The 20,164-nt window shown below is 66.0% G+C and carries 20 protein-coding genes and 1 riboswitch; of the genes, 14 read left to right on the top strand and 6 right to left on the bottom strand.

The features are described 5' to 3' along the window. Positions 1–60 precede the first annotated feature (60 nt). Genes LG299_RS15015 through LG299_RS14980 form a run of 8 tightly spaced genes read left to right on the top strand, consistent with a single transcriptional unit; the run spans position 61 to position 7,619 of the window. Positions 61–1,542, top strand: a complete 1,482-nt coding sequence (locus LG299_RS15015; protein ID WP_404431643.1) for a fumarylacetoacetate hydrolase family protein — start codon at positions 61–63, stop codon at positions 1,540–1,542. After that, positions 1,524–2,216: a GntR family transcriptional regulator gene (locus tag LG299_RS15010; RefSeq protein WP_404431641.1), complete on the top strand. Its 693-nt coding sequence runs from the start codon at positions 1,524–1,526 to the stop codon at positions 2,214–2,216. Before LG299_RS15015 ends, LG299_RS15010 begins: the two co-directional genes overlap by 19 nt. A 24-nt stretch (positions 2,217–2,240) precedes the next feature. Continuing rightward, entirely contained in the window at positions 2,241–3,740 is a 1,500-nt protein-coding gene (hpaE, locus tag LG299_RS15005; RefSeq protein ID WP_404431639.1) for a 5-carboxymethyl-2-hydroxymuconate semialdehyde dehydrogenase, read from the top strand. 1 nt (position 3,741) lies between these two features. Continuing rightward, positions 3,742–4,905, top strand: coding sequence for a 3,4-dihydroxyphenylacetate 2,3-dioxygenase (gene hpaD, locus LG299_RS15000; RefSeq protein WP_404431637.1), 1,164 nt, complete (start codon positions 3,742–3,744; stop codon positions 4,903–4,905). Then, positions 4,902–5,690, top strand: a complete 789-nt coding sequence (locus LG299_RS14995; RefSeq protein WP_404431635.1) for a 2-keto-4-pentenoate hydratase — start codon at positions 4,902–4,904, stop codon at positions 5,688–5,690. The genes hpaD and LG299_RS14995 overlap by 4 nt, the downstream gene beginning before the upstream one ends. After that, positions 5,675–6,475, top strand: coding sequence for an HpcH/HpaI aldolase/citrate lyase family protein (locus LG299_RS14990; protein ID WP_404431633.1), 801 nt, complete (start codon positions 5,675–5,677; stop codon positions 6,473–6,475). The genes LG299_RS14995 and LG299_RS14990 overlap by 16 nt, the downstream gene beginning before the upstream one ends. A 56-nt stretch (positions 6,476–6,531) precedes the next feature. Beyond that, positions 6,532–6,978 (top strand): MarR family winged helix-turn-helix transcriptional regulator, encoded by a 447-nt coding sequence (locus LG299_RS14985; protein ID WP_404431631.1) that lies wholly within the window; start codon positions 6,532–6,534, stop codon positions 6,976–6,978. Beyond that, complete coding sequence (locus LG299_RS14980; RefSeq protein WP_404431629.1) at positions 6,975–7,619, top strand: NAD(P)H-dependent oxidoreductase; 645 nt, start codon at positions 6,975–6,977, stop codon at positions 7,617–7,619. Before LG299_RS14985 ends, LG299_RS14980 begins: the two co-directional genes overlap by 4 nt. Positions 7,620–7,649: 30 nt before the next feature. Here the strand turns inward: LG299_RS14980 and LG299_RS14975 are convergent, their stop codons facing one another. Genes LG299_RS14975 through LG299_RS14960 form a run of 4 tightly spaced genes read right to left on the bottom strand, consistent with a single transcriptional unit; the run spans position 7,650 to position 11,880 of the window. Further along, entirely contained in the window at positions 7,650–8,726 is a 1,077-nt protein-coding gene (locus tag LG299_RS14975; protein WP_404431627.1) for a glycosidase, read from the bottom strand. Further along, positions 8,723–9,628 (bottom strand): carbohydrate ABC transporter permease, encoded by a 906-nt coding sequence (locus LG299_RS14970; protein ID WP_404431625.1) that lies wholly within the window; start codon positions 9,626–9,628, stop codon positions 8,723–8,725. The genes LG299_RS14975 and LG299_RS14970 overlap by 4 nt, the downstream gene beginning before the upstream one ends. Next, positions 9,625–10,575 carry a carbohydrate ABC transporter permease gene (locus LG299_RS14965; protein ID WP_404431623.1) on the bottom strand — a complete coding sequence of 317 codons (951 nt, stop codon included), beginning with the start codon at positions 10,573–10,575 and terminating at the stop codon, positions 9,625–9,627. The genes LG299_RS14970 and LG299_RS14965 overlap by 4 nt, the downstream gene beginning before the upstream one ends. Positions 10,576–10,587: 12 nt before the next feature. Beyond that, positions 10,588–11,880 (bottom strand): extracellular solute-binding protein, encoded by a 1,293-nt coding sequence (locus tag LG299_RS14960; protein WP_404431621.1) that lies wholly within the window; start codon positions 11,878–11,880, stop codon positions 10,588–10,590. A gap of 141 nt (positions 11,881–12,021) precedes the next feature. Here LG299_RS14960 and LG299_RS14955 point away from each other — a divergent pair, with 141 nt between their 5' ends. From LG299_RS14955 to LG299_RS14935, 5 genes are all read left to right on the top strand, one after another. Beyond that, positions 12,022–12,816 carry a transglutaminase family protein gene (locus tag LG299_RS14955; RefSeq protein ID WP_404431619.1) on the top strand — a complete coding sequence of 265 codons (795 nt, stop codon included), beginning with the start codon at positions 12,022–12,024 and terminating at the stop codon, positions 12,814–12,816. Positions 12,817–12,858: 42 nt separating this feature from the next. Next, on the top strand, positions 12,859–13,413 hold the full coding sequence (locus LG299_RS14950) for a phage holin family protein (protein ID WP_404431617.1): 555 nt from the start codon (positions 12,859–12,861) through the stop codon (positions 13,411–13,413). A gap of 160 nt (positions 13,414–13,573) precedes the next feature. Further along, positions 13,574–14,434, top strand: coding sequence for a transporter substrate-binding domain-containing protein (locus LG299_RS14945; RefSeq protein WP_404431615.1), 861 nt, complete (start codon positions 13,574–13,576; stop codon positions 14,432–14,434). Between the two features lie 37 nt (positions 14,435–14,471). Beyond that, positions 14,472–15,317 (top strand): amino acid ABC transporter permease, encoded by an 846-nt coding sequence (locus LG299_RS14940; protein ID WP_404431613.1) that lies wholly within the window; start codon positions 14,472–14,474, stop codon positions 15,315–15,317. After that, positions 15,314–16,048 (top strand): amino acid ABC transporter ATP-binding protein, encoded by a 735-nt coding sequence (locus tag LG299_RS14935; RefSeq protein ID WP_404431611.1) that lies wholly within the window; start codon positions 15,314–15,316, stop codon positions 16,046–16,048. Before LG299_RS14940 ends, LG299_RS14935 begins: the two co-directional genes overlap by 4 nt. A gap of 112 nt (positions 16,049–16,160) precedes the next feature. Here the strand turns inward: LG299_RS14935 and LG299_RS14930 are convergent, their stop codons facing one another. After that, positions 16,161–17,042, bottom strand: a complete 882-nt coding sequence (locus LG299_RS14930) for a bifunctional methylenetetrahydrofolate dehydrogenase/methenyltetrahydrofolate cyclohydrolase (RefSeq protein WP_404431609.1) — start codon at positions 17,040–17,042, stop codon at positions 16,161–16,163. 127 nt (positions 17,043–17,169) lie between these two features. Beyond that, positions 17,170–18,444 (bottom strand): serine hydroxymethyltransferase, encoded by a 1,275-nt coding sequence (glyA, locus tag LG299_RS14925; protein WP_404431607.1) that lies wholly within the window; start codon positions 18,442–18,444, stop codon positions 17,170–17,172. A 38-nt stretch (positions 18,445–18,482) separates the two neighbouring features. Then, positions 18,483–18,566, bottom strand: a riboswitch (ZMP/ZTP riboswitch). A 68-nt stretch (positions 18,567–18,634) separates the two neighbouring features. On the opposite strand from glyA, the gene LG299_RS14920 reads away from it, so the two are divergent. Next, positions 18,635–20,155: a beta-N-acetylhexosaminidase gene (locus LG299_RS14920; protein WP_404431605.1), complete on the top strand. Its 1,521-nt coding sequence runs from the start codon at positions 18,635–18,637 to the stop codon at positions 20,153–20,155. The last annotated feature ends 9 nt before the right edge of the window (positions 20,156–20,164 follow it).

Raw genomic sequence — 20,164 nt, 5'->3', positions numbered from 1 at the left:
CTTGCCCGATGTCGACCGATCATATACGATTTCGGATATCACGCAAGAGCGAGGGAGCTCATGACACTTTCGATGGATGCGGGAACCGGCGGTTTCGAGGCACTCCCGGCACGTCCCGGCAAGATCATTGCGATCCACCTGAGCTACGCCTCGCGCGCCGACCAGCGCGGCCGCAGGCCGGCTGCGCCGTCTTACTTCTTGAAGCCGTCGAGCTCAGTCGCAGCATCCGGAAGCACCATCGAACGGCCCGCCGGCACCGAACTGCTCGCCTTCGAGGGTGAGATCGCCCTCATCATCGGCGAGCCCGCGCGGCGAGTGTCGATTCAGGATGCCTGGACCCACGTGGCCTTCGTCACCGCGGCGAACGACTTCGGGCTGTATGACCTGCGGGCGAACGACAAGGGCTCTAACGTGCGGTCAAAGGGTGGCGATGGGTTCACACCGGTCGGTCCGTCACTGTTGGATGCACGCCAACTCGACCCGGCCGCACTGCGCGTGCGCACCTGGGTGAACGGCACGCTCGCGCAGGATGACACCACGGCTGGCCTGATCTTCTCGCTCCCCCAACTCGTCGCCGACCTTTCGCAGCACTTCACGCTCGAATCCGGCGATGTGATCCTGACCGGCACTCCGGCGGGCTCCTCGGTGGTCTCACCCGGCGACGTCGTCGAGGTCGAGGTCGACGCGCCGGCACTCGGGCTGAGCACAAGCCGACTGGTCACGACCGTGACGCAGGGCGAGACGTCGTTCGACCCGTCGATCGGGTCGCTGCCGGCCGTCGACGACACCCAGCGTGCCGAAGCGTGGGGGTCGCGCGAAGCCGCCGGGCTGCCGACCGAGAGCCCAAGGTTGAGCGAAGCGCTCCGGGCGAAGCTCGAGAGCGTCCCGGTCGCTGCCCTGTCGCAGCAGCTCCGCAAGCGCGGGCTGAACAACGTCACGATCGACGGGGTCCGGCCGATGCATCCGGGCACCAAGATCGTCGGAACCGCCAAGACGCTCCGCTTCGTCCCCGGGCGCGAAGACCTCTTCCAGAGCCACGGCGGCGGTTACAACGCGCAGAAGCGCGCGTTCGACGCCGTGGGCGAGGGCGAGATCATCGTGATCGAAGCCCGCGGCGAGACCGGTTCGGGAACGCTCGGCGACATCCTGGCCCTGCGTGCGCAGGCGCGCGGAGCCGCGGGGATCATCACTGACGGCGGAGTCCGCGACTACGACGCGGTCGCCGCGATCGGCATCCCGGTGTATTCGAAAGGCGCCCATGCCGCTGTCCTCGGGCGCAAGCATGTGCCGTGGGACACGGATGTCACGATCGGATGCGGCGGCACGACCGTTCAGCCGGGCGACATCCTCGTCGGCGACGGTGATGGAGTGATCGTGATCCCTCCTGCACTCGCCGAAGAAGTCGTCGATGCCGCGCTCGCCCAGGAAGACGAAGACGCCTGGGTCGCCGATCAGGTGCGCGCCGGGCACCCGGTCGACGGACTCTTCCCGATGAACGACGAGTGGAAGGGCCGGTACCAGTCATGGAAGCTCTCCAGGTGAACCACGACCTCAGCAAGTCGCAGCAGGCCTACCACTGGATCAAAGAGCGCATCGCGCGCCAGGACTTCACCCCCGGCTACCGGCTCGTGCTCGGCAGCATAGCGAAGGAGCTCGACATGTCGGTCGTGCCGGTGCGCGAAGCGATCAGGCAGCTCGAGGCCGAGGGGCTCGTCACGTTCGAGCGCAACGTCGGCGCACACGTGTCGATGGTGGACGACTCGGCCTACCGCCACAGCATGCAGGCACTCAGCATCGTCGAAGGGGCGGCGATCGCTCTCTCAGCGCGGCGTCTGAACGAGCATGACATCCGTCGAGCACGGTCGATCAACGAGCTCATGATCGAGACGCTCGACAACTTCGACCCGCACGCGTTCACGTCGCTCAACCAGGAGTTTCACGCGATCCTGTTTGCGCCCTGCGCCAACCCGCGACTGCTCGAGATCGTGCGCGGTGAGTGGGGTCGGCTCGGCAACCTGCGCGACTCGACGTTCAGCTTCGTGCCCGGCCGCGCCGCCGAGTCGGTGCGCGAGCACGAGAACATCCTGCAACTTATCGAAACCTCCGCCCCGCTCGGCGAGATCGAGAAGGCCGCCCGCAGGCACCGGTCAGCCACCCTCGACGCCTACATGATCCACGAGCATCCCGACGAGGCCCTTGGCCTCCCCGCGTTTTGAACTCTTCCCCGAAGGAGCACACACATGACCACGCACCGCATCCCGTCAGATCTCCCCTCGCGCATCCAGCACTACATCGACGGCGCTCTCGTCGACTCGATCGACGGCGACACGTTCGACGTGCTCGACCCGGTGACCAACGAGACCTACGTGCAGGCGGCGGCCGGCAAGAAGGACGACGTCGACCTGGCCGTCGCCGCGGCGCGCCGCGCCTTCACGGACGGACCATGGCCCCGGATGCTGCCGCGCGAGCGATCCCGCATCCTGCACAGAATCGCCGACATCGTGGAGTCCCGCGATGTGCGACTGGCCGAGCTCGAGAGCTTCGACTCGGGCCTGCCGATCACCCAGGCTCTCGGCCAGGCCCGGCGTGCGGCGGAAAACTTCCGCTTCTTCGCCGACCTGATCGTGGCGCAGTCCGATGACGCCTACAAGGTGCCGGGCAAGCAGCTCAACTACGTCAACCGCAAGCCGATCGGCGTCGCGGGCCTCATCACGCCGTGGAACACCCCCTTCATGCTCGAGTCGTGGAAGCTCGGCCCGGCGCTCGCCACCGGCAACACCGTCGTGCTCAAGCCCGCCGAGTTCACGCCGCTCTCGGCATCGCTCTGGGCGGGCATCTTCGAAGAGGCCGGGCTCCCGCAGGGCGTCTTCAACCTCGTCAACGGACTCGGTGAAGATGCCGGAGACGCGCTGGTGAAGCATCCTGACGTCCCGCTCATCTCGTTCACCGGCGAGAGTTCGACCGGCCAGTTGATCTTCGCGAACGCGGCGCCGTTCTTGAAGGGGCTGTCGATGGAGCTCGGCGGCAAGTCGCCCGCGATCGTCTTCGCGGACGCCGACCTCGATGAGGCGATCAACGCCACGATCTTCGGCGTCTTTTCGCTCAACGGCGAGCGTTGCACGGCGGGCTCGCGGATCCTCGTGGAGCGATCGATCTACGACGACTTCGTCGAGCGCTATGCCGCTCAGGCCTCGCGCATCATTGTCGGCTACCCGAGCGACCCCGAGACCGAGGTCGGCGCGCTCGTGCATCCCGAGCACTACGACAAAGTCATGTCGTACGTCGAGATCGGCAAGACCGAGGGGCGGCTGGTCGCGGGCGGCGGACGACCGGGTGGCTTCGACACCGGCAACTTCGTCTCACCCACCGTCTTCGCCGACGTGTCACCGGATGCGCGGATCTTCCAGGAAGAGATCTTCGGACCGGTCGTGGCGATCACCCCGTTCGACAGCGACGAAGAGGCGCTCGCTCTGGCGAACGACACCAAGTACGGTCTCGCGGCGTACATCTGGACGAGCGACCTCCGCCGTGCGCATAACTTCGCCGGGGCGCTCGAGGCGGGCATGGTGTGGCTCAACTCCAACAATGTGCGCGACCTGCGCACCCCGTTCGGCGGGGTCAAAGCCTCCGGCCTCGGGCACGAGGGCGGCTACCGCTCGATCGACTTCTACACCGACCAGCAGGCCGTGCACATCACGCTCGGCGAACCCCACAACCCCACCTTCGGCAAGGGAGCCTGAGATGACCCGTGACGATATGACCCTCACCTCGTCGGGCTTCTACGTCTCACAAGAGGCCCCGATCCGCACCGACAACCCGGTGCCGACGCCCACCAGCCCTGCACCCGACATCCTCCGGTGCGCGTACATGGAGCTCATCGTCACCGACCTCGCAGCATCCCGCGTCTTCTATGTCGACGTGCTGGGCCTGTATGTCACCGAAGAGGACGACGACGCGATCTACCTGCGCTCCACCGAGGAGTTCATCCACCACAATCTCGTGCTGCGCAAGGGCCCGATCGCTGCCGTCGCCGCGTTCTCGTACCGTGTGCGGTCTGCCGAAGATCTCGATAAAGCCGTCGCGTTCTACGAAGAGCTCGGATGCCGCGTCGAGCGCCGTATCGACGGATTCACCGGAGGCATCGGCGACTCGGTGCGGGTAGAGGACCCGCTCGGGTTCCCCTACGAGTTCTTCCACGAGACAGCGCACGTCGAGCGGATGTCGTGGCGCTACGACCTGCACATTCCCGGCGAACTGGTGCGCTTGGACCACTTCAACCAGGTCACGCCCGACGTTCCGCGCGCCGTCAACTTCATGCAGACCCTGGGCTTCCGCGTCACCGAAGACATCCAGGACGACGAGGGCACCGTGTATGCGGCGTGGATGCGTCGCAAGCCCACGGTCCATGACACCGCGATGACCGGTGGCGACGGGCCGCGCATGCATCACGTCTGCTTCGCCACGCACGAGAAACACAACATCCTCGCGATCTGCGACAAGCTCGGCGCGCTGCGTCGGTCCGACGCGATCGAGCGCGGTCCGGGCCGCCACGGGGTCAGCAACGCTTTTTACCTCTACCTGCGCGACCCCGACGGACACCGTGTCGAGATCTACACCCAGGACTACTACACCGGCGACCCCGACAACCCGGTCATCACGTGGGACGTGCACGACAACCAGCGGCGCGACTGGTGGGGCAACCCCGTCGTTCCTTCCTGGTACACCGAGGCCTCGCTCGTGCTCGACCTCGACGGAAACCCGCAGCCGGTCGTCGCCCGCACCGATAGCTCCGAGATGGCGGTCACGATCGGCGCCGACGGCTTCAGCTACACCCGGCCCGACGAAGGTACTGAGTCGATTCCGGAGGACAAGCAGGGCGAGTACAAGCTGGGTCACCAGCTGTGACGCTTTCCCCCGACGTCATCGCGGCGATCGCAGCCGAGCTCGCCGAGGCCGACCGCGCGCACAGCGTCATTCCGCGCATCACCGGACGGTATCCGGATGCCACGGTCGAAGACTCGTACGCCATTCAAGCCGTCTGGCGCGATCGCATGATCGCCGAGGGCCGCACGCTGGTCGGGCGCAAGATCGGCCTCACGTCGAAGGCGATGCAACAAGCCACGGGCATCACCGAGCCCGACTACGGCGTGATGTTCGACGACACCGTGTACCCGTCCGGCGCAGACATCCCCATCGATCACTTCTCGAACGTCCGCGTCGAGGTGGAGTTGGCGTTCGTGCTGAAGCATCCGCTCACAGGCCCCGATTGCACGCTCGAACAGGTTCTCGCGGCAACCGACTATGTTGTGCCAGCGCTCGAAGTGCTCAACTCACACATCGAACTCGAAGGGCGCACGATCGTCGACACGATCAGCGACAACGCCGCCTACGGGGCGATGGTGTTGGGTGACGTGCGCAGGCGCCCTGACGAGATCGACCTGCGCTGGGTGCCCGGCGTGCTCGCCAGAAACGGTGAGATCGAAGAAACCGGCGTCGCGGCTGGCGTGCTCGGCCATCCCGGGCACGGGGTCGCGTGGCTCGCGAACAAGCTCCACCAACACGGCGCCCGGCTCGAGGTGGGACAGATCATTCTCGCCGGCTCGTTCACGCGCCCGGTATGGGTGTCGAAAGGCGACGAAGTAGTGTGCGACTACGGACCGATGGGAAAGATCACATGTCGTTTCAGTTGAGCCCCACCTTTCGCGAGCAACTCGCGGGTGCCGAGCGGCCGCTCGTCGGCCTCTGGGTGACCAGCGGTAGCCCCGTCGTCGCCGAGATCTGCGCCGGCTCGGGCGTCGACTGGCTGCTGATCGACATGGAGCACGCCGCGAACGGCCTCGAGTCGGTGCTCGCGCAACTGCAGGCCGTCGGCGCGTACCCGATCACGCCGGTCGTCCGCGTGCCGAGCGGTGACCCAGTGGTCATCAAGCAGGTACTCGACCTCGGCGCTCAGACGATCATCGTTCCGATGGTGGGCTCGGCGGCAGAGGCCGAGGCTCTGGTGCGCGCCACCCGCTATGCGCCCGAGGGCATCCGCGGCGTGGGTTCCGCACTCGCTCGGTCGGCCCGATGGAACCGGGTCGAGGGCTACCTTGCCCACGCGCAGCGCCACGTCACTCTCATCGTCCAGATCGAGTCGGCCGAAGCGGTCGAGCACGCGGCCGAGATCGCCGCCGTCGACGGCGTGGACGGGGTCTTCGTCGGGCCGGCCGACCTCGCGGCCTCGATGGGTGTGATCGGTCAGCAGGCGCATCCGGATGTCACCGCCGCCGTGCACCGTGTCTTCGAGGCCGCGCGTGCGGCCGGCACCCCGGTCGGGGTGAACGCCTTCGACCCTCAGGTCGCCGATGCCTACCTCGCCGCCGGGGCGGACTTCATCGCGGTGGGAGCCGATGTCACTCTGCTCGCTCGCGGGTCCCAGGACCTCGCCGCACGGTTCGGTGCCGGTGAGAGCAATCCGCTCGCCGGGTACTGACGCACCCACTATGTCAACGGGTTGACATAGTGGGTGTCAACCCGTTGACTAGAGCCATGGCTCAGCGCGTCACTGTCACCCTGCACGAACTCGTCTCCGCTCTGGACGGCTACGCAGAGGATGTGCTGCAGGCCCGGCACGCCGTCTCTTTCCCACATTTCGCCTTTCTGGTGGCGTTGGCCGAAGAACAGCCGATCGACATCACCCATCTCGCGCGATGCCTCGGGGTGACTAAAGCCGCCGTCAGTAAGCGCGTGCCGGCCATGGTTGAGGGCGGCTGGGTGCAGACATCCGTCGACGCCGCCAACGCTCGCAGGGTCGTGCTGTCACTGACCGACAAGGGCGCCACACTCGTTCGCGAGGCCGGGGGCGAACTGGAAGCACTCTTCGCCGACGTGTTCGCCGACCCCCGGCTGGCGGCGATGGGCGTCGATGTTCCCAGCCTCAACCGGCAGTTGGCACTGCTGACCACCCTCATCGTCGCGAAGGGAACACCATCATGACCCGCATCCTCGTCATCATCGGCACCCCGCTTGACCAGACCCTCACCCACGCTCTCGCCACCGCCTATGCCTCCACGGCGCGCGAAGGCGGTGCCGAGGTGCGGGTGATCGATTTAGCACACGACACCGTGCCGGGGCATCCGACTCATCGCGATTCTCTGCGTACGCCGCGGTCTGCCGAAGATCGACCCCTGGAACCTGCGGTCGCCACCTACATCGCCGATGTGGAGTGGGCCGACCACATCGCCTTCTTCTACCCCCAGTGGTGGGGAACGTATCCGGCCGCACTCAAGGCCTTCATTGACGCCGTGTTCTTGTCAGGGTCGGCATTTCGCTACCGCGCCACGGGAAAGCTCTGGGACAAGCTGCTGACCGGCCGCACCGCGCGCCTCGTGATGACGATGGACTCACCGCGCGCCTGGAATCGCTTGATGTATCGCAACGCCGCAGAGACGAGTCTCACCCACGCGGTGCTCGGATACTGCGGTATCAAGACCGTCGGCGTGACGCGATTGGCCGAAGTACGCCACCGCGATGCTGCAGCGCGCGCCAAGTGGGTGCGTCGGGCGCAACACTTGGGAGCGAAGGATGCTGCGGCCCCCGAGCGTCGCTCGCCCGAGCGTGTCCTGCAGTCCGCCTGAAGCGCGTGAGGCGCTGGAGGCGCCCGACTCTCAGACCCGGTCCAACCGCGCGACGCCGATCTTCGTGTCACCCATGCCGTAGAAGACGTACCTCACGCCGTCGATCTCTTCGATCGCGGTCGGAAAGACGACGTTCGGCACGATCCCGACCCGCTCATCCTCGGTCTCGGCCTGGAGCAGTGGCTCGGGTGTGCGGGCGATCACGATCGAGGGATCGTCGGCATCGAGCAACATCGCCCCCGCGGCGTAGTGCACGTTCTGCTGGTGATCGAAGGCCTTCTCGATGCGCCCGGTCACCCCGTGATGCAACAACAGCCAGCCTTCCGGAACCCTCAGCGGCGCCGGGCCCCCACCGATCTTGGTGAGCTCGAAGTCGAACTTCGGACCCGCCACGAACCGGTGCTGGCTCCACAGCGTCAGTGTCGCGAGATCCTTCTGAACGGCCTCAACCGGCACATAACTGATCCAGATCGACTGCCGCGCATCGGTCGTCCCCGCCGGAAGAACCACACCCTGATCGGGCTTGGTCTCGCCAAGATCCCACATTGGACGGTGCAATACCGCGAAGCTCCGCACCCCGTTCGGGGCAACGACAGCTTCCGGAAAAAACACCGCGTCCTTGTTGTGGAAAAGATTCAGATCGATGTCGAGTTGGTCCTCGTAGGTGAACAGCACCGGCCCGAGCCGGCGCCACTCCCGAAGGTCCTTCGAGACTGCGAGCGCGGTGCGCGGGCCGAGCGGACCGTAGGCGACGTAGGTCATGACGTGCAGATCGAGATCGCTCATCCACGTGATGCGAGGGTCTTCGACTCCGGAGTTGCCGACGCCGCGTTCCCACGAACGATCGGGTTCGAGAACGATCCCCTGCCGTTCGACTCCCACCGGCACGCCGTCCTGCACCACAACGCGGGCGAGCGCGACACGCGACACGTTGCCGACGGCCACGACGCGAGGCAAGAGATAGATCTCACCGTCGGGTCCGCGACCGGATGCCGGGTTCAGCACTCCGTCCACTTCGTGAGGGTTGCCCTCCTCGGGGGTCATGACGACCCCGACCCGGGTGAGGGAGTACGGCACCGTGGGCAGATCACCCACCGAGGCGATCATCCCTTCACCCCCGAGCCGATGTCGGAACTCTGGAACTGGCGTTGGAAGATGATGAACAGCGTCACCGCGGGGATGGCCAGCACCACCGCTCCTGCGAGGATCGCGCCGAACGGGTTGGACGCCGAGGCGGCCACCGTTGTGATGTAGTTCGCCAGTGATACGGCTAAAGGTTGCATCGATGCCTCTTTCGTGATGAGGAATGGCCAGAGGAATTCGTTCCACGGACCGATGAACGTGAGCAGCACGACTGTGACGAGCGCCGGTCGCACGAGAGGCAGCGCCACGCTCCACAGCACGCGCAGCTCTTTCGCGCCGTCGATGCGCGCGGCGTCGAACATCGCTCGCGGAACCTGCAGAAAGTACTGCCGGAAGATGAGGACCGCCGCGGAGTTGATCGCGAAGGGAAGGATCATCCCGAGGTGCGTGTCGGCGAGACCGTAGTCACGCGCGATCAGCACGTACAGCGGGATCATGAGCAGTTGGAACGGCACGATCTGCACGAGCAGGGCGATCGCGAAGGTCACGCCGCGGCCGCGCCAGTGCAACACCGACAGCGCGTAACCGGCGAGAACCCCGAAGACCACGGTGCACACAATCACGCCGCCGGTGAAGATACCCGAGTTCACCAGTCCGGTCACGAGGTTGATGCGTTCGTTGATCTGGACGTAGTTCTGCAGCGTGATGTTCGCCGGGTTAGGGAACGCACCCGCCGGAGTCGGGTCCGGCCGCGTCTGGAGCGATCCGATGATCATGTAGTAGAAGGGGAACAAGAACAACAGCGCCCCGGCGGCCAGCACGATCCACCGGATGATCGCCGCCGAGCGGCCGGGGTGACCGCGGCGCCGTGGCGCAGCATCCGCGCTCTCGTTCTCCAGCGAATCAGTGCGCGTGATCACGCTCATGACTGCTCATCTCCGACGAGCTTGCGTTCGATCATCGCGAGGGCAAGCACGATGATCACCAGAATCACGCCGATGGCTGCCGCGACATCGGGATTGCCCTGCTCAAGACCCTTTTGATACATCAGCAACACGGGAGAGGTGGATGCTCCGTTCGGACCGCCTCCGTTGGTGAGCAGGTACGGCTCGGTGAACAGATTCGCGCCCGTGATGGTGGCGAGCAGGAGCACCAGCAGCGTCGCCGAGCGCACCCCCGGAACCGTCACCGAGAAGAACGTGCGCACGGCCCCCGCGCCATCGGTGGCGGCCGATTCGTAGAGCTCTTGCGGCACGGCCTGCAACGCTGCGAGGTACAGCAGGATGAAGAATCCGAGCTGCTTCCAGGTGACGAAAAGGGCGATGGTCGGCATAGCGAGTGTGGGGTTGATCAACCACGACGGACTGGGGGCGAGATCACCCAGGACTTGATTGACCAGACCCGTTCCGCTGAACATGAACAGCCACACCCCGACGACGGCGACGGATGCTGTCACGTAGGGCACGTAGAAGCTCACGCGGAGGAAGAGCCGCGCGCGGACGACCCGGTTGAGCGCGTTGGCCAACACCAGCGACAGCACAACGGTGAGCGGCACGTTGATGATCAAGAAGATGCCGACGTTGAGGAACGAGCGCCACACCGCCGGGTCGCCGGCCACATCGACGAAGTTGTCGAAGCCGACGAAGTTGCGCTCCACATCGGCGCCCGGGGCGGCGAAGAAGTAGTCGTGGAACGACATCCAGACCGCGAAGACGACAGGGAAGGCGAAGACGACCCCGATGAAGATCAGGTACGGGGCACTGAGCAGAAGCCCGAGCGGGTTCTCGCCGAGGATCCGTCGACGGCGCCGGGCCGAACGCGCGTGCTGCGCGTCGGCCCGAGCCGACTCGGGCTCTGTGAGCACGGCGACCATGTCGCTGGCCCGTCAGTCCTGGCCGACCAACGCGTCGACCTCGGCGGCGGCGTCGGTGAGGAAGGACTGAACATCACCCTCGCCGAAGATCACCGCACGCGAGTACGCATCGCGGAAGGTCTGCCACAGCTCAATCGAGTTGGCCACGTTCGGCACCTCGACCACACGGCTCGCCTGGTCGCCGAAGACCTCGTAGGCGGGGTTGTCTGCAAAATAGTCCGGGTAGGCCGCTGTCAGGTCTTGCCGCAACGGCATCTGGCCGGTGAGCTCGAGCAACTGTCCGTCCTGCTCCTCACCAGTGGCGAACTTCAGAACGTCCCACGCCGTGCCCTGGGCCTCACAGGCAGTGAACATGCCCACGTTCTTCGCGTCGCTGAAGGTGTAAGTCTCTTCGGCGGGCGTACCCTCCGATGTCGGCACCGGCACGGTCCCCCAGTCGACGTCTTCGCCGAAGTAGTCGATCGCCCACGGTCCCGCGATCGTCATTGCCGAGTTGCCCTCGACGAACGAGTCGCCGGTGAAGGGCTCCTGGCCCGCGAGTCCCTCTTCATACATGGTTGCCCAGAACTCCGACACGGCGGCGCCGGCTTCGGAATCGAAGGTGGCGGCACCGTCCTCGACGAGCAGCGTTCCGCCGGTCTCCGCGCCGTAAAGCGGATAGAAGTCGAACCAGGATTGGAAGAATTCGCTGGACGGAGCGGGGTAGATGGCGTAGGGCGCCGCTCCCGATTCGGTCAAGGCGCGCGAGGTGTCGAGAAACTCGTCGTAGGTCGACAGCGCCGGAGCCTCGGGGTCAAGTCCGGCTACGGTGAACATCGCCTTGTTGTAGAAGATGACGACCGGGTTCGACTTCCACGGCATCTGGTAGAACTCGCCGTCGGCAGACGCGTACTGGGCAGCATTGTCGCCGCTGCGTTCGGTGATGTACGCATCGCCGTCCTCGAAGGAAGAGAGAGAGACGAGGCCGCCGGCCTTCTCGAACTGGGGCACCGCCGCGGGCGAGGTGTTGAAGATCAAGCACGGCGCATTGCCCGCGGTGATCGCCGCGCCGATGACGGCTTCGCTGCTGTCGCCTGCGGGAATCTCCTGCGCCTTCACCTGCTCGTCGGGATGCTCGGCGTTCCAGGCATCCACCATCTGGGTGCCCCAGGCGATCTCGGCCTCGTTGTTCGAATACCAGATCGTGATGTCGCCCCGACCGTCGCCGGCGTCCGCGCCGTCACCGGAACCCCCACTGCCTCCGCACGCAGTGAGAGTGAGTCCCCCTGCGGCGAGTAGCGCAGCGATTTTGATGCCTCTTCGCATTGCGTCATTCCTTCCGTGCCGTTTTGGCTCACGGTAGGTCTGGGCATCCGATCGGCTCAGGCCATTGACATATCGGTCGCCATGGTGTCAAGCCATGCGAGCGGTGAGGTGTTCGCGACGCGAACGTGTCACTCTTGATCTATGCAGAGAGACGTCGCGAGCCACATTGTCCTGAACGTGTCCGAGCCCGCCGACCTCACTTTCTCGGTTGCGGTCTCTGGGCAGTACACCGCCATCGAGCAGTTCACCGCCACGATCGACGGTGCACCCGTGCAGTTCTCGGAGCTTCACGACGCACACGGAACCCGCCTGCACCGCATCATGAGTCCGGTCGGCCAGCTCGTCGTCGACTATTCGGCAATCATCACAGGCCAGGGTGACATCGACACCGCCACCGAGGTCGACACCCTGATTTTCCAGCGTCCGAGCCGCTACGCGCAGTCCGATGAGCTCGCCCCCACGGCCGGTGCCGAGTTCGCCGGCATCACCGATCACCATCAGCTGCTGACCGCGGTCTCGTCCTGGGTCGGGACCCACCTCTCCTACGTCCCCGGGTCCAGCCTCCCCACCGACGGCGCGACCCGCACACTCCTGGCCCGCCAGGGAGTCTGCCGCGACTACGCACACCTGTGCGTCGCGTTACTTCGGGCGTCCGGCATCCCTGCCCGCCTTGTCGCCGTCTACGCACCGGGTCTCGTTCCCATGGACTTTCACGCGGTCGCCGAAGCGTGGATCGACGGCGTGTGGCGAGTCGTCGATGCGACCACCCTCGCGCCGCGCTCGACGCTCGTGCGCATTGCGACGGGTCGGGATGCCGCAGACACCGCGTGGCTCACCGTCAATTCGGGCCGCGCCGACGTTCTCGAGATCACCGTCTCGGCCACCGTGGATTCGCTCCCGGGCGACGATCTGGACCAACTCGTTTCAATCGCCTGAGCCTCTTCCACGAATCCGCGAGGTCGTGGCACAGTAATTCGTATGAAGTCCTGGGTCGTTCGATTCGTTTCGCTGTACGCCTTCAACCTCGTCGTGCTGTGGCTCATCGGGTTGCTCCTCCCCCCGGTCAGTGTCGGATGGGCCGCACTGTGGGCGTCCGTCGTCCTGACACTCGCCACGATGCTCCTCAAGCCCCTGCTGACCAGGATGTTCACGGGCATGAGCTCGAAGTCCGCTGGTCAGCGCACGAAGTTCGCCGAAAAGCTGGTGCAGTACGGCACCGTCTTCGTCGTTGAACTCATCATCTGGGTGCTGACGGTGTGGCTGTCGGGCGTCAACGTGGGCGGCTTCTTCTGGGGATACGTGATTCCCCCGATCATCCTGCTGATCGGCTGGGTCATCTACGACCGCATCGACGACACGGTCGAGTCGCACGCGGGCGCCATCTACGACAAAGCCGGTGCGAGCATCGGCAGCCAAAAAGCGGCGACGACGGATGCTGCCACCCCGCCTTCCCCGGCGGCCCAGGCTGGTGCGCGTGAACTGAAGGACGGTCTCACCGACGAGCAGCGCCGGATGCTCGACGAGCTCGGCTGATCTCGTAGGAATTTCGGGATGCTGCGGCCGCAGCATCCATGAAGAACGCGTAACAAAGCGACGCCCGCGGCCTTCTCTGCGCGTGCGACGAGGAATGATGGACTGAGTCCACTGCGCCGACAGCACGAGCGCTGGATGCACCCGAGTCCTGGAGGCCCCCATGTCGCTTCGTCCCCGTCTTGTCCGCACTGCCGTCGTCGGCATCGCCCTGACCGCTCTCGCACTCACCGGCTGCGCGGCGGGCACACCGTCCGGCGAATCCTCAAGCGAAGCATCCGGCCCGACAGAAGCCGACTACATCACCCCCGGCAAGCTGACGATCGCCACCGGCGACATCGCCTACGAGCCCTACGTCATCGGCGACGACCCGTCATCGGGAGAAGGTTTCGAAGCGGCGATCGCGTACGCCATCGCTGAGGAGCTGGGCTTCGCGGCTGAGGATGTCGAGTGGGTGCGCACGAGCTTCGAGGCCGCCATCGCTCCAGGCCCGAAGAACTTCGACTTCAACATCCAGCAGTACACGATCACCGACGAGCGCAAGCAGGCGGTCGACTTCTCTTCGCCGTACTACTCCGCCAGCCAGGCGGTCGTCGCGATCAACGGAGGCCCCCTGGACGGCGTCGACTCGATCGACGGACTCAAGGACGTCGCGCTCGGCGCGATGGCGGGCTCGACCAGCGCGCAGACGATCGAAGACGTCGTCGCGCCGTCCGTCGAGCCGCGCCTGTACGCGTCGAACGAAGACGCCGTCGCGGCCTTCAACGCGAACCAGTTCGACGGCTTCGTGATCGACCTGCCCACGGCCTTCCTCGCCACCGCGCTCTACATCGAGAACTCCTACATCGTGGGTGAACTTCCCGCCGGTGGCGTAGCCGACGAGTGGGGCGTCGTGCTCGCGAAGGATTCGCCGCTGACCGCCAGCGTCAGCGCCGCGATCGATGCGCTCCGCGAGGACGGAACGCTCGAAGAGATCACCGACGAGTGGCTCGGAGCCGGCCTGGGCGTCACGCTGTTGCAGTGACGACCGGTACAGCCGTCCGGTCGAGTACCGTCGATTCGTGACTTCGCACACTCCGAGCACGCTCGAACTCGAACGGCGCGCCTATCGCGCCGGTCAGTCGCGGCGCTCGGTGCTGGTCGCGATCGCTTCGACCATCGCCTTCGCGGTGATCGTGTGGGCGACGGTGATCAACACGCCCGGCTGGGCGGCCGTGCAACAGTCGTTCTTCAACCCTGAGATCGCGCTCGCCTCGCTCCCCCGCATCTGGGACGGGTTCCTGTTGAACCTTCGCGTGCTCGGGCTCTCGGTGATCACGGTCGGCATCTGCGCCTTGGGCCTGGCGCTCCTGCGCACCCTGCGGGGTCCGGTGTTCTTCCCTGTGCGGGTGATCGCTGCGGCCTACACCGACATCTTCCGCGGACTGCCGTTCATCATCGTGCTCTACCTGTTCGGTTTCGGCATCCCGACGCTGATCGGCGTGCGCATCGATCCGGTCGTTCTCGGCGTGATCGCCGTGACCCTCACCTACTCCGCGTACGTGTCGGAAGTGATCCGGGCGGGCATCGAGGCCGTGCATCCGTCGCAGACCCTCGCTGCCCGCGCGCTCGGTCTCGGGTACACCCAGACCATGCGGCGCGTCGTGCTTCCGCAGGCTCTGCGCAAGATGACGCCGCCGCTCATGAACGATTTCGTCGCCATGCAGAAGGACGTCGGGCTGATCTCGATCCTCGGGGCCGTCGATGCCGTGCTCGCCGCCAAGATCGAGTCGTCGCAGACCTATAACTTCACGCCGTACGTCGTGGCAGGCATCCTGTTCATCCTTCTCGCGATTCCGACCGTGCGCCTGACCGACTGGTACACCGCCAAACTGCGCGCGCGCGAGCAGGCGGGGGCGATCCTGTGACCGCGCTGCTCGAAGCCCGCGGCCTCTACAAGTCGTTCGGTGACCGCACCGTGCTGCGCGGAGTCTCTCTCGAACTCGCCGCCGGTGAAGTCGTCGCGGTCATCGGTGCGAGCGGGTCGGGAAAGTCCACTCTGCTGCGGTGCCTGAACCTTCTGGAGCCCATCGACGACGGTCAGATCTTGCTCGGTGGCGAAGACATCTCTGACCCGCGCGTAGGCGCCAACCGCGTGCGTGCGCGGTTCGGCGCGGTGTTTCAGAGCTTCAACCTCTTTCCGCACCTGTCGGTGCTCGACAACGTCACACTCGCTTCGCGGGTGGTGCACCGGATGCCTCGGGCCGAGGCCGAGGCGAAGGCCATGGGTCTGCTGGATCGAGTGGGACTCACAGGCCTCGCCCGCTCGCACCCCGACCGACTCTCAGGCGGTCAGCAGCAACGTGCCGCGATCGTCCGCGCGATCGCGACAGACCCCGAGATTCTGCTGCTCGACGAGATCACCTCGGCGCTGGACCCCGAACTCGTCGGAGAGGTGCTCGAACTCGTGGCCCAACTCGCGGCCGAGGGCTCGACGATCCTCATGGCCACGCACGAGATGGCCTTCGCGCGCGATGTGGCCCATCGCGTGCTGTTTCTCGACGACGGCGTCGTGCTCGAACAAGGCACCCCGACCGAGGTGTTCGGAGCGCCGCGCGAGCCGCGCACGCGCGAGTTCTTGGCCCGGTTCACGGCCTGATCCTCGGCTGTGCGTGTGCACACCCGCGGGGATCATGTCCAACACGCCGGGCCGCGGCATCCTGAATCGGCATTTCTGGCACGGTCCCCGCAGTTACGCGCGGGCGGATGCTTCAGCCCGCGGCGCGTTCGGCGGCTTCGACGACGTTCGTCATGAGCAGCGCGACAGTCATCGGGCCGACCCCGCCCGGGTTGGGCGAGACCCACCCCGCCGCCTCGGCGACATCGGGAGCCACGTCACCGGAGATCTTCGCCTTGCCGGTCTCGGGGTCGATCTCGCGGGTGACTCCGACATCGAGCACGGCGGCACCGGGCTTGACGTCTGCGGCGGTGACGAGATGCTTGACTCCGGCTGCCGCAACGATGACGTCGGCCTGGCGCAGGTACTGCCCCACATCGACGGTGCCAGTGTGGGTGAGAGTCACGGTCGCGTTGATCTCACGCCGGGTGAGCAACAGTCCGATCGTGCGCCCGATCGTGACACCGCGCCCGACGACAACGACGTGCTTGCCGTTCAGGTCGTACCCATTGCGCACCAGCAGCTCGATCACTCCGCGCGGCGTGCACGGCAGGGGCGAAGTGATCGGCGCGTTGACGTTCAGCACCAGGCGTCCGAGGTTGGTCGGATGCAGCCCGTCGGCGTCCTTCGCTGGGTCGATCCGCTCGAGGATCGCGTCGGTGTCAATGTGCTTCGGCAGCGGCAGCTGCACGATGTACCCGTGGCACGCGGGGTCAGCATTGAGCGCATCGATGGCGGCCTCGACGTCGGCCTGTGTTGCATCAGCGGGCAGCTCGACCTGGATCGAGTTCATCCCGATCGCTTCGGACTGGCGGTGCTTCATTCCGACGTACAACTGCGAGCCGGGGTCTGACCCCACGAGCACGGTCGCGATGCCGGGCACGATGCCGCGCGCTGCGAGCGCTGCGACGCGCTCGCGCAGCTCGTCCTTGATCGCGGCCGCAGCCGCCTTGCCGTCGAGCGTGATGGCGGTCATGTCGATCCTCTCGAGGATTCACCGCGAGAACCCACTCCGCCGACGAGAACACCGGCGTAGGCGGGGTTCTCGTCGAGGAGATGGGTTCTCGACGTCAAAAGATTGGCCGGGTGGGGTGTGGCGAGGATTACTGCGCGAGCCCGGGGTACAGCGGGAATGCCTCGGTCAGGACGGCCACGCGGGCGCGAAGCGCCTCGACATCAGCATCCGGAAGCAAGGCCAGCGCGATCACGTCGGCGACCTCGGTGAATTCCGCATCGCCGAAGCCACGTGTCGCGAGTGCGGGAGTGCCGATGCGCAGGCCCGAGGTGACCATCGGCGGACGCGGGTCGTTCGGCACCGCGTTGCGGTTGACGGTGATGTGGATCTCGTGCAGCAGGTCTTCGGCCTGTTTGCCGTCGATCGCCGCATCACGAAGGTCGACCAGCACAAGGTGCACGTCGGTACCGCCCGAGCGCACCGCGATACCCGCGGCTGCCACGTCGGGCTGCGAGAGGCGCTCGGCGATGATGTGCGCGCCGCTGAGCACGCGCTCTTGGCGCTCTTTGAATTCGGGCGTCGCGGCGAGCTTGAACGCGGTCGCCTTCGCGGCGATGACGTGCATGAGCGGGCCACCCTGCTGACCAGGGAAGACGGCCGTGTTGATCTTCTTGGCGATGTCGGGGTCGTTCGTGAGGATGAAGCCCGAGCGCGGGCCACCGATGGTCTTGTGCACGGTGGACGAGACGACGTGGGCGTAGGGCACCGGGTTCGGGTGCAACCCCGCGGCGACGAGTCCGGCGAAGTGCGCCATATCGACCCACAGCAGCGCGCCGACCTCGTCGGCGATCGCGCGGAAGGCCGCGAAGTCGAGCTGGCGGGGGTACGCCGACCACCCGGCGATGATCACCTTGGGCTGGTGCTCGATGGCGAGGCGGCGGACCTCATCCATGTCGATGATCGAGGTCTCGGGGTCGACGCCATAGGCGACGATGTTGAACAGGCGGCCCGAGAAGTTGATCTTCATACCGTGCGTGAGGTGTCCACCCTGGTCGAGCGACAGTCCGAGGAGGGTGTCGCCGGGGCGGGCGATCGCGTGCAGCACGGCGGCGTTGGCGGTCGCACCGGAGTGGGGCTGCACGTTGGCGAACTCGGCGCCGAACAGCGACTTCGCGCGGGCGATGGCGAGCTCTTCGGCGACGTCGACTTCTTCGCAACCGCCGTAGTAGCGACGGCCGGGATAGCCCTCGGCGTACTTGTTGGTCAGTACCGAACCCTGCGACTGCAGGATCGACATTGGAACGAAGTTCTCGGATGCGATCATCTCGAGATACCCGCGCTGGCGCTGAAGTTCGCGCTCGAGCACCTCGGCGATCTCAGGGTCTACCTCAGCGAGAGGGGCGTTGAAATACTGATCGGTCATGGCTGGCTCCTTGACGGTGTGACGGCGAACGGGGATCCCGCATCGGCCCAGGCGCGCGGTCGATTGCCGTGTCAATCGCTCCCCGGTGGTGGTCCACCTCAACGCCAGTCGCGACAAGATGAGCATAACGGATGCGCTCGCCCCAGCGCCTTGGTATGCTGACTTCGACCAATTTGTTAGGACTCTTTACATGATGCAGCCCCACTCGCTGGTGCCAGTTCCCGCCGGTTTCGAGGCATCCGATGGCGCCCCTTTTGTTCTCTCTTCAGCGATGGGGATCGATGGTGATCCGGATGCCGCCACCACCCTCGCGGCGCTGGTCGAGGCCCGCACCAGCCTGAGCCTCGACGGCGAGAGCAGGATCCACCTGCGCATCGCCCGGGGCGGGCCGGCGGAGTCATACGAATTGACGGTGGATGCCGCATCCGTCGTCATCAGCAGCGCGGATGCCGCGGGCCTCTTCTATGGCGTGCAGACTCTCGCGCAGCTGATCACTCGTGAGGGATCGGACTGGATCATTCCCGCGGTGCGGATCACCGACGCTCCTCGGTTCGCGTATCGCGGGGTGATGCTCGATGTCGCTCGCCACTTCTTCGGGGTCGACACGGTGAAGGCGTACATCGACCGCGCGGCGGGGCTCAAGTTCAACGCGTTACACCTGCACCTCACCGACGACCAGGGCTGGCGCATCCACCTGAACTCACGGCCGAAGCTCACGGAGGTCGCCTCGGGCACCGCGGTCGGCGGCGACCCCGGCGGCTTCTACTCGAAGGCCGACTACCGCGAGATCGTCGAGTACGCGGCGTCCCGCCACATGATCGTCGTCCCCGAGATCGACCTGCCCGGCCACACCCACGCCGTGGGCCTCGCCTACCCCGAACTGGTCGAGGTGCCGGTCATCACCGACCACATGCTCGAGATCGTCCGCGACTACGGCGGCGAGGTCCCCACCGCGGGCGTGCCGTACGACGGCATGGCCGTCGGGTTCTCGTCGGTGCGCGTGCACGACGAGGCGACCTATGACTTCATCGCGGACGTCTTCGGAGAACTCGCCGGAATGACGCCCGGCCCCTACCTGCACTTCGGTGGAGACGAAGCTCTCGGAACGGATCCGGCAGACTTCGCCCTCTTCGTCGAGCGCGTGAGCGAACTCATCGCCGATCTCGACAAGATTCCCGTCGCGTGGCACGAAGTGGGCGCGGCTGGGGGTCTGCACCCCGCCACGATCGGTCAGTACTGGGGGTTCGTTACCCCCGCAGACGGCATGGACGATAAGGCTCGTGCGTTCGTGCGGGGCGGATCGAAGCTGATTCTCTCGCCCGCCGACGCGATCTACCTCGACATGAAGCCGACCTCCGACTTCGCCCTCGGGCTCACCTGGGCGAACGGGGTGACCTCCATCGAGCGCGCGTACGCCTGGGAGCCGTCCACTGTGATCGACGGCATCGACGATTCCGACATTTTGGGTATCGAGGCGCCGTTGTGGACCGAGACCGTGCGCACGCAGGGCGACATCGACGCGCTGGCTTTCCCGCGCATCGCCGCCGCTGCCGAGGCTGGCTGGTCGCCAGCGACGGGCGCGAGCGACCTTCGGACGTGGGAGTCTTTTCGCGAACGCGTCGGAGCACTCGCACCCTTGTGGACGAGCCTCGGCATCGAATTCTTCCGCTCCGACGACGTTCCGTGGGTCGTTGAGCCGAGCGCCGAGTGAACGGAGCAC

Source organism: Microbacterium lacus (assembly GCF_044794305.1).
GTDB classification, from domain to species: domain Bacteria; phylum Actinomycetota; class Actinomycetes; order Actinomycetales; family Microbacteriaceae; genus Microbacterium; species Microbacterium lacus_B.
This window is presented reverse-complemented; position numbering and strand designations above follow the sequence as displayed.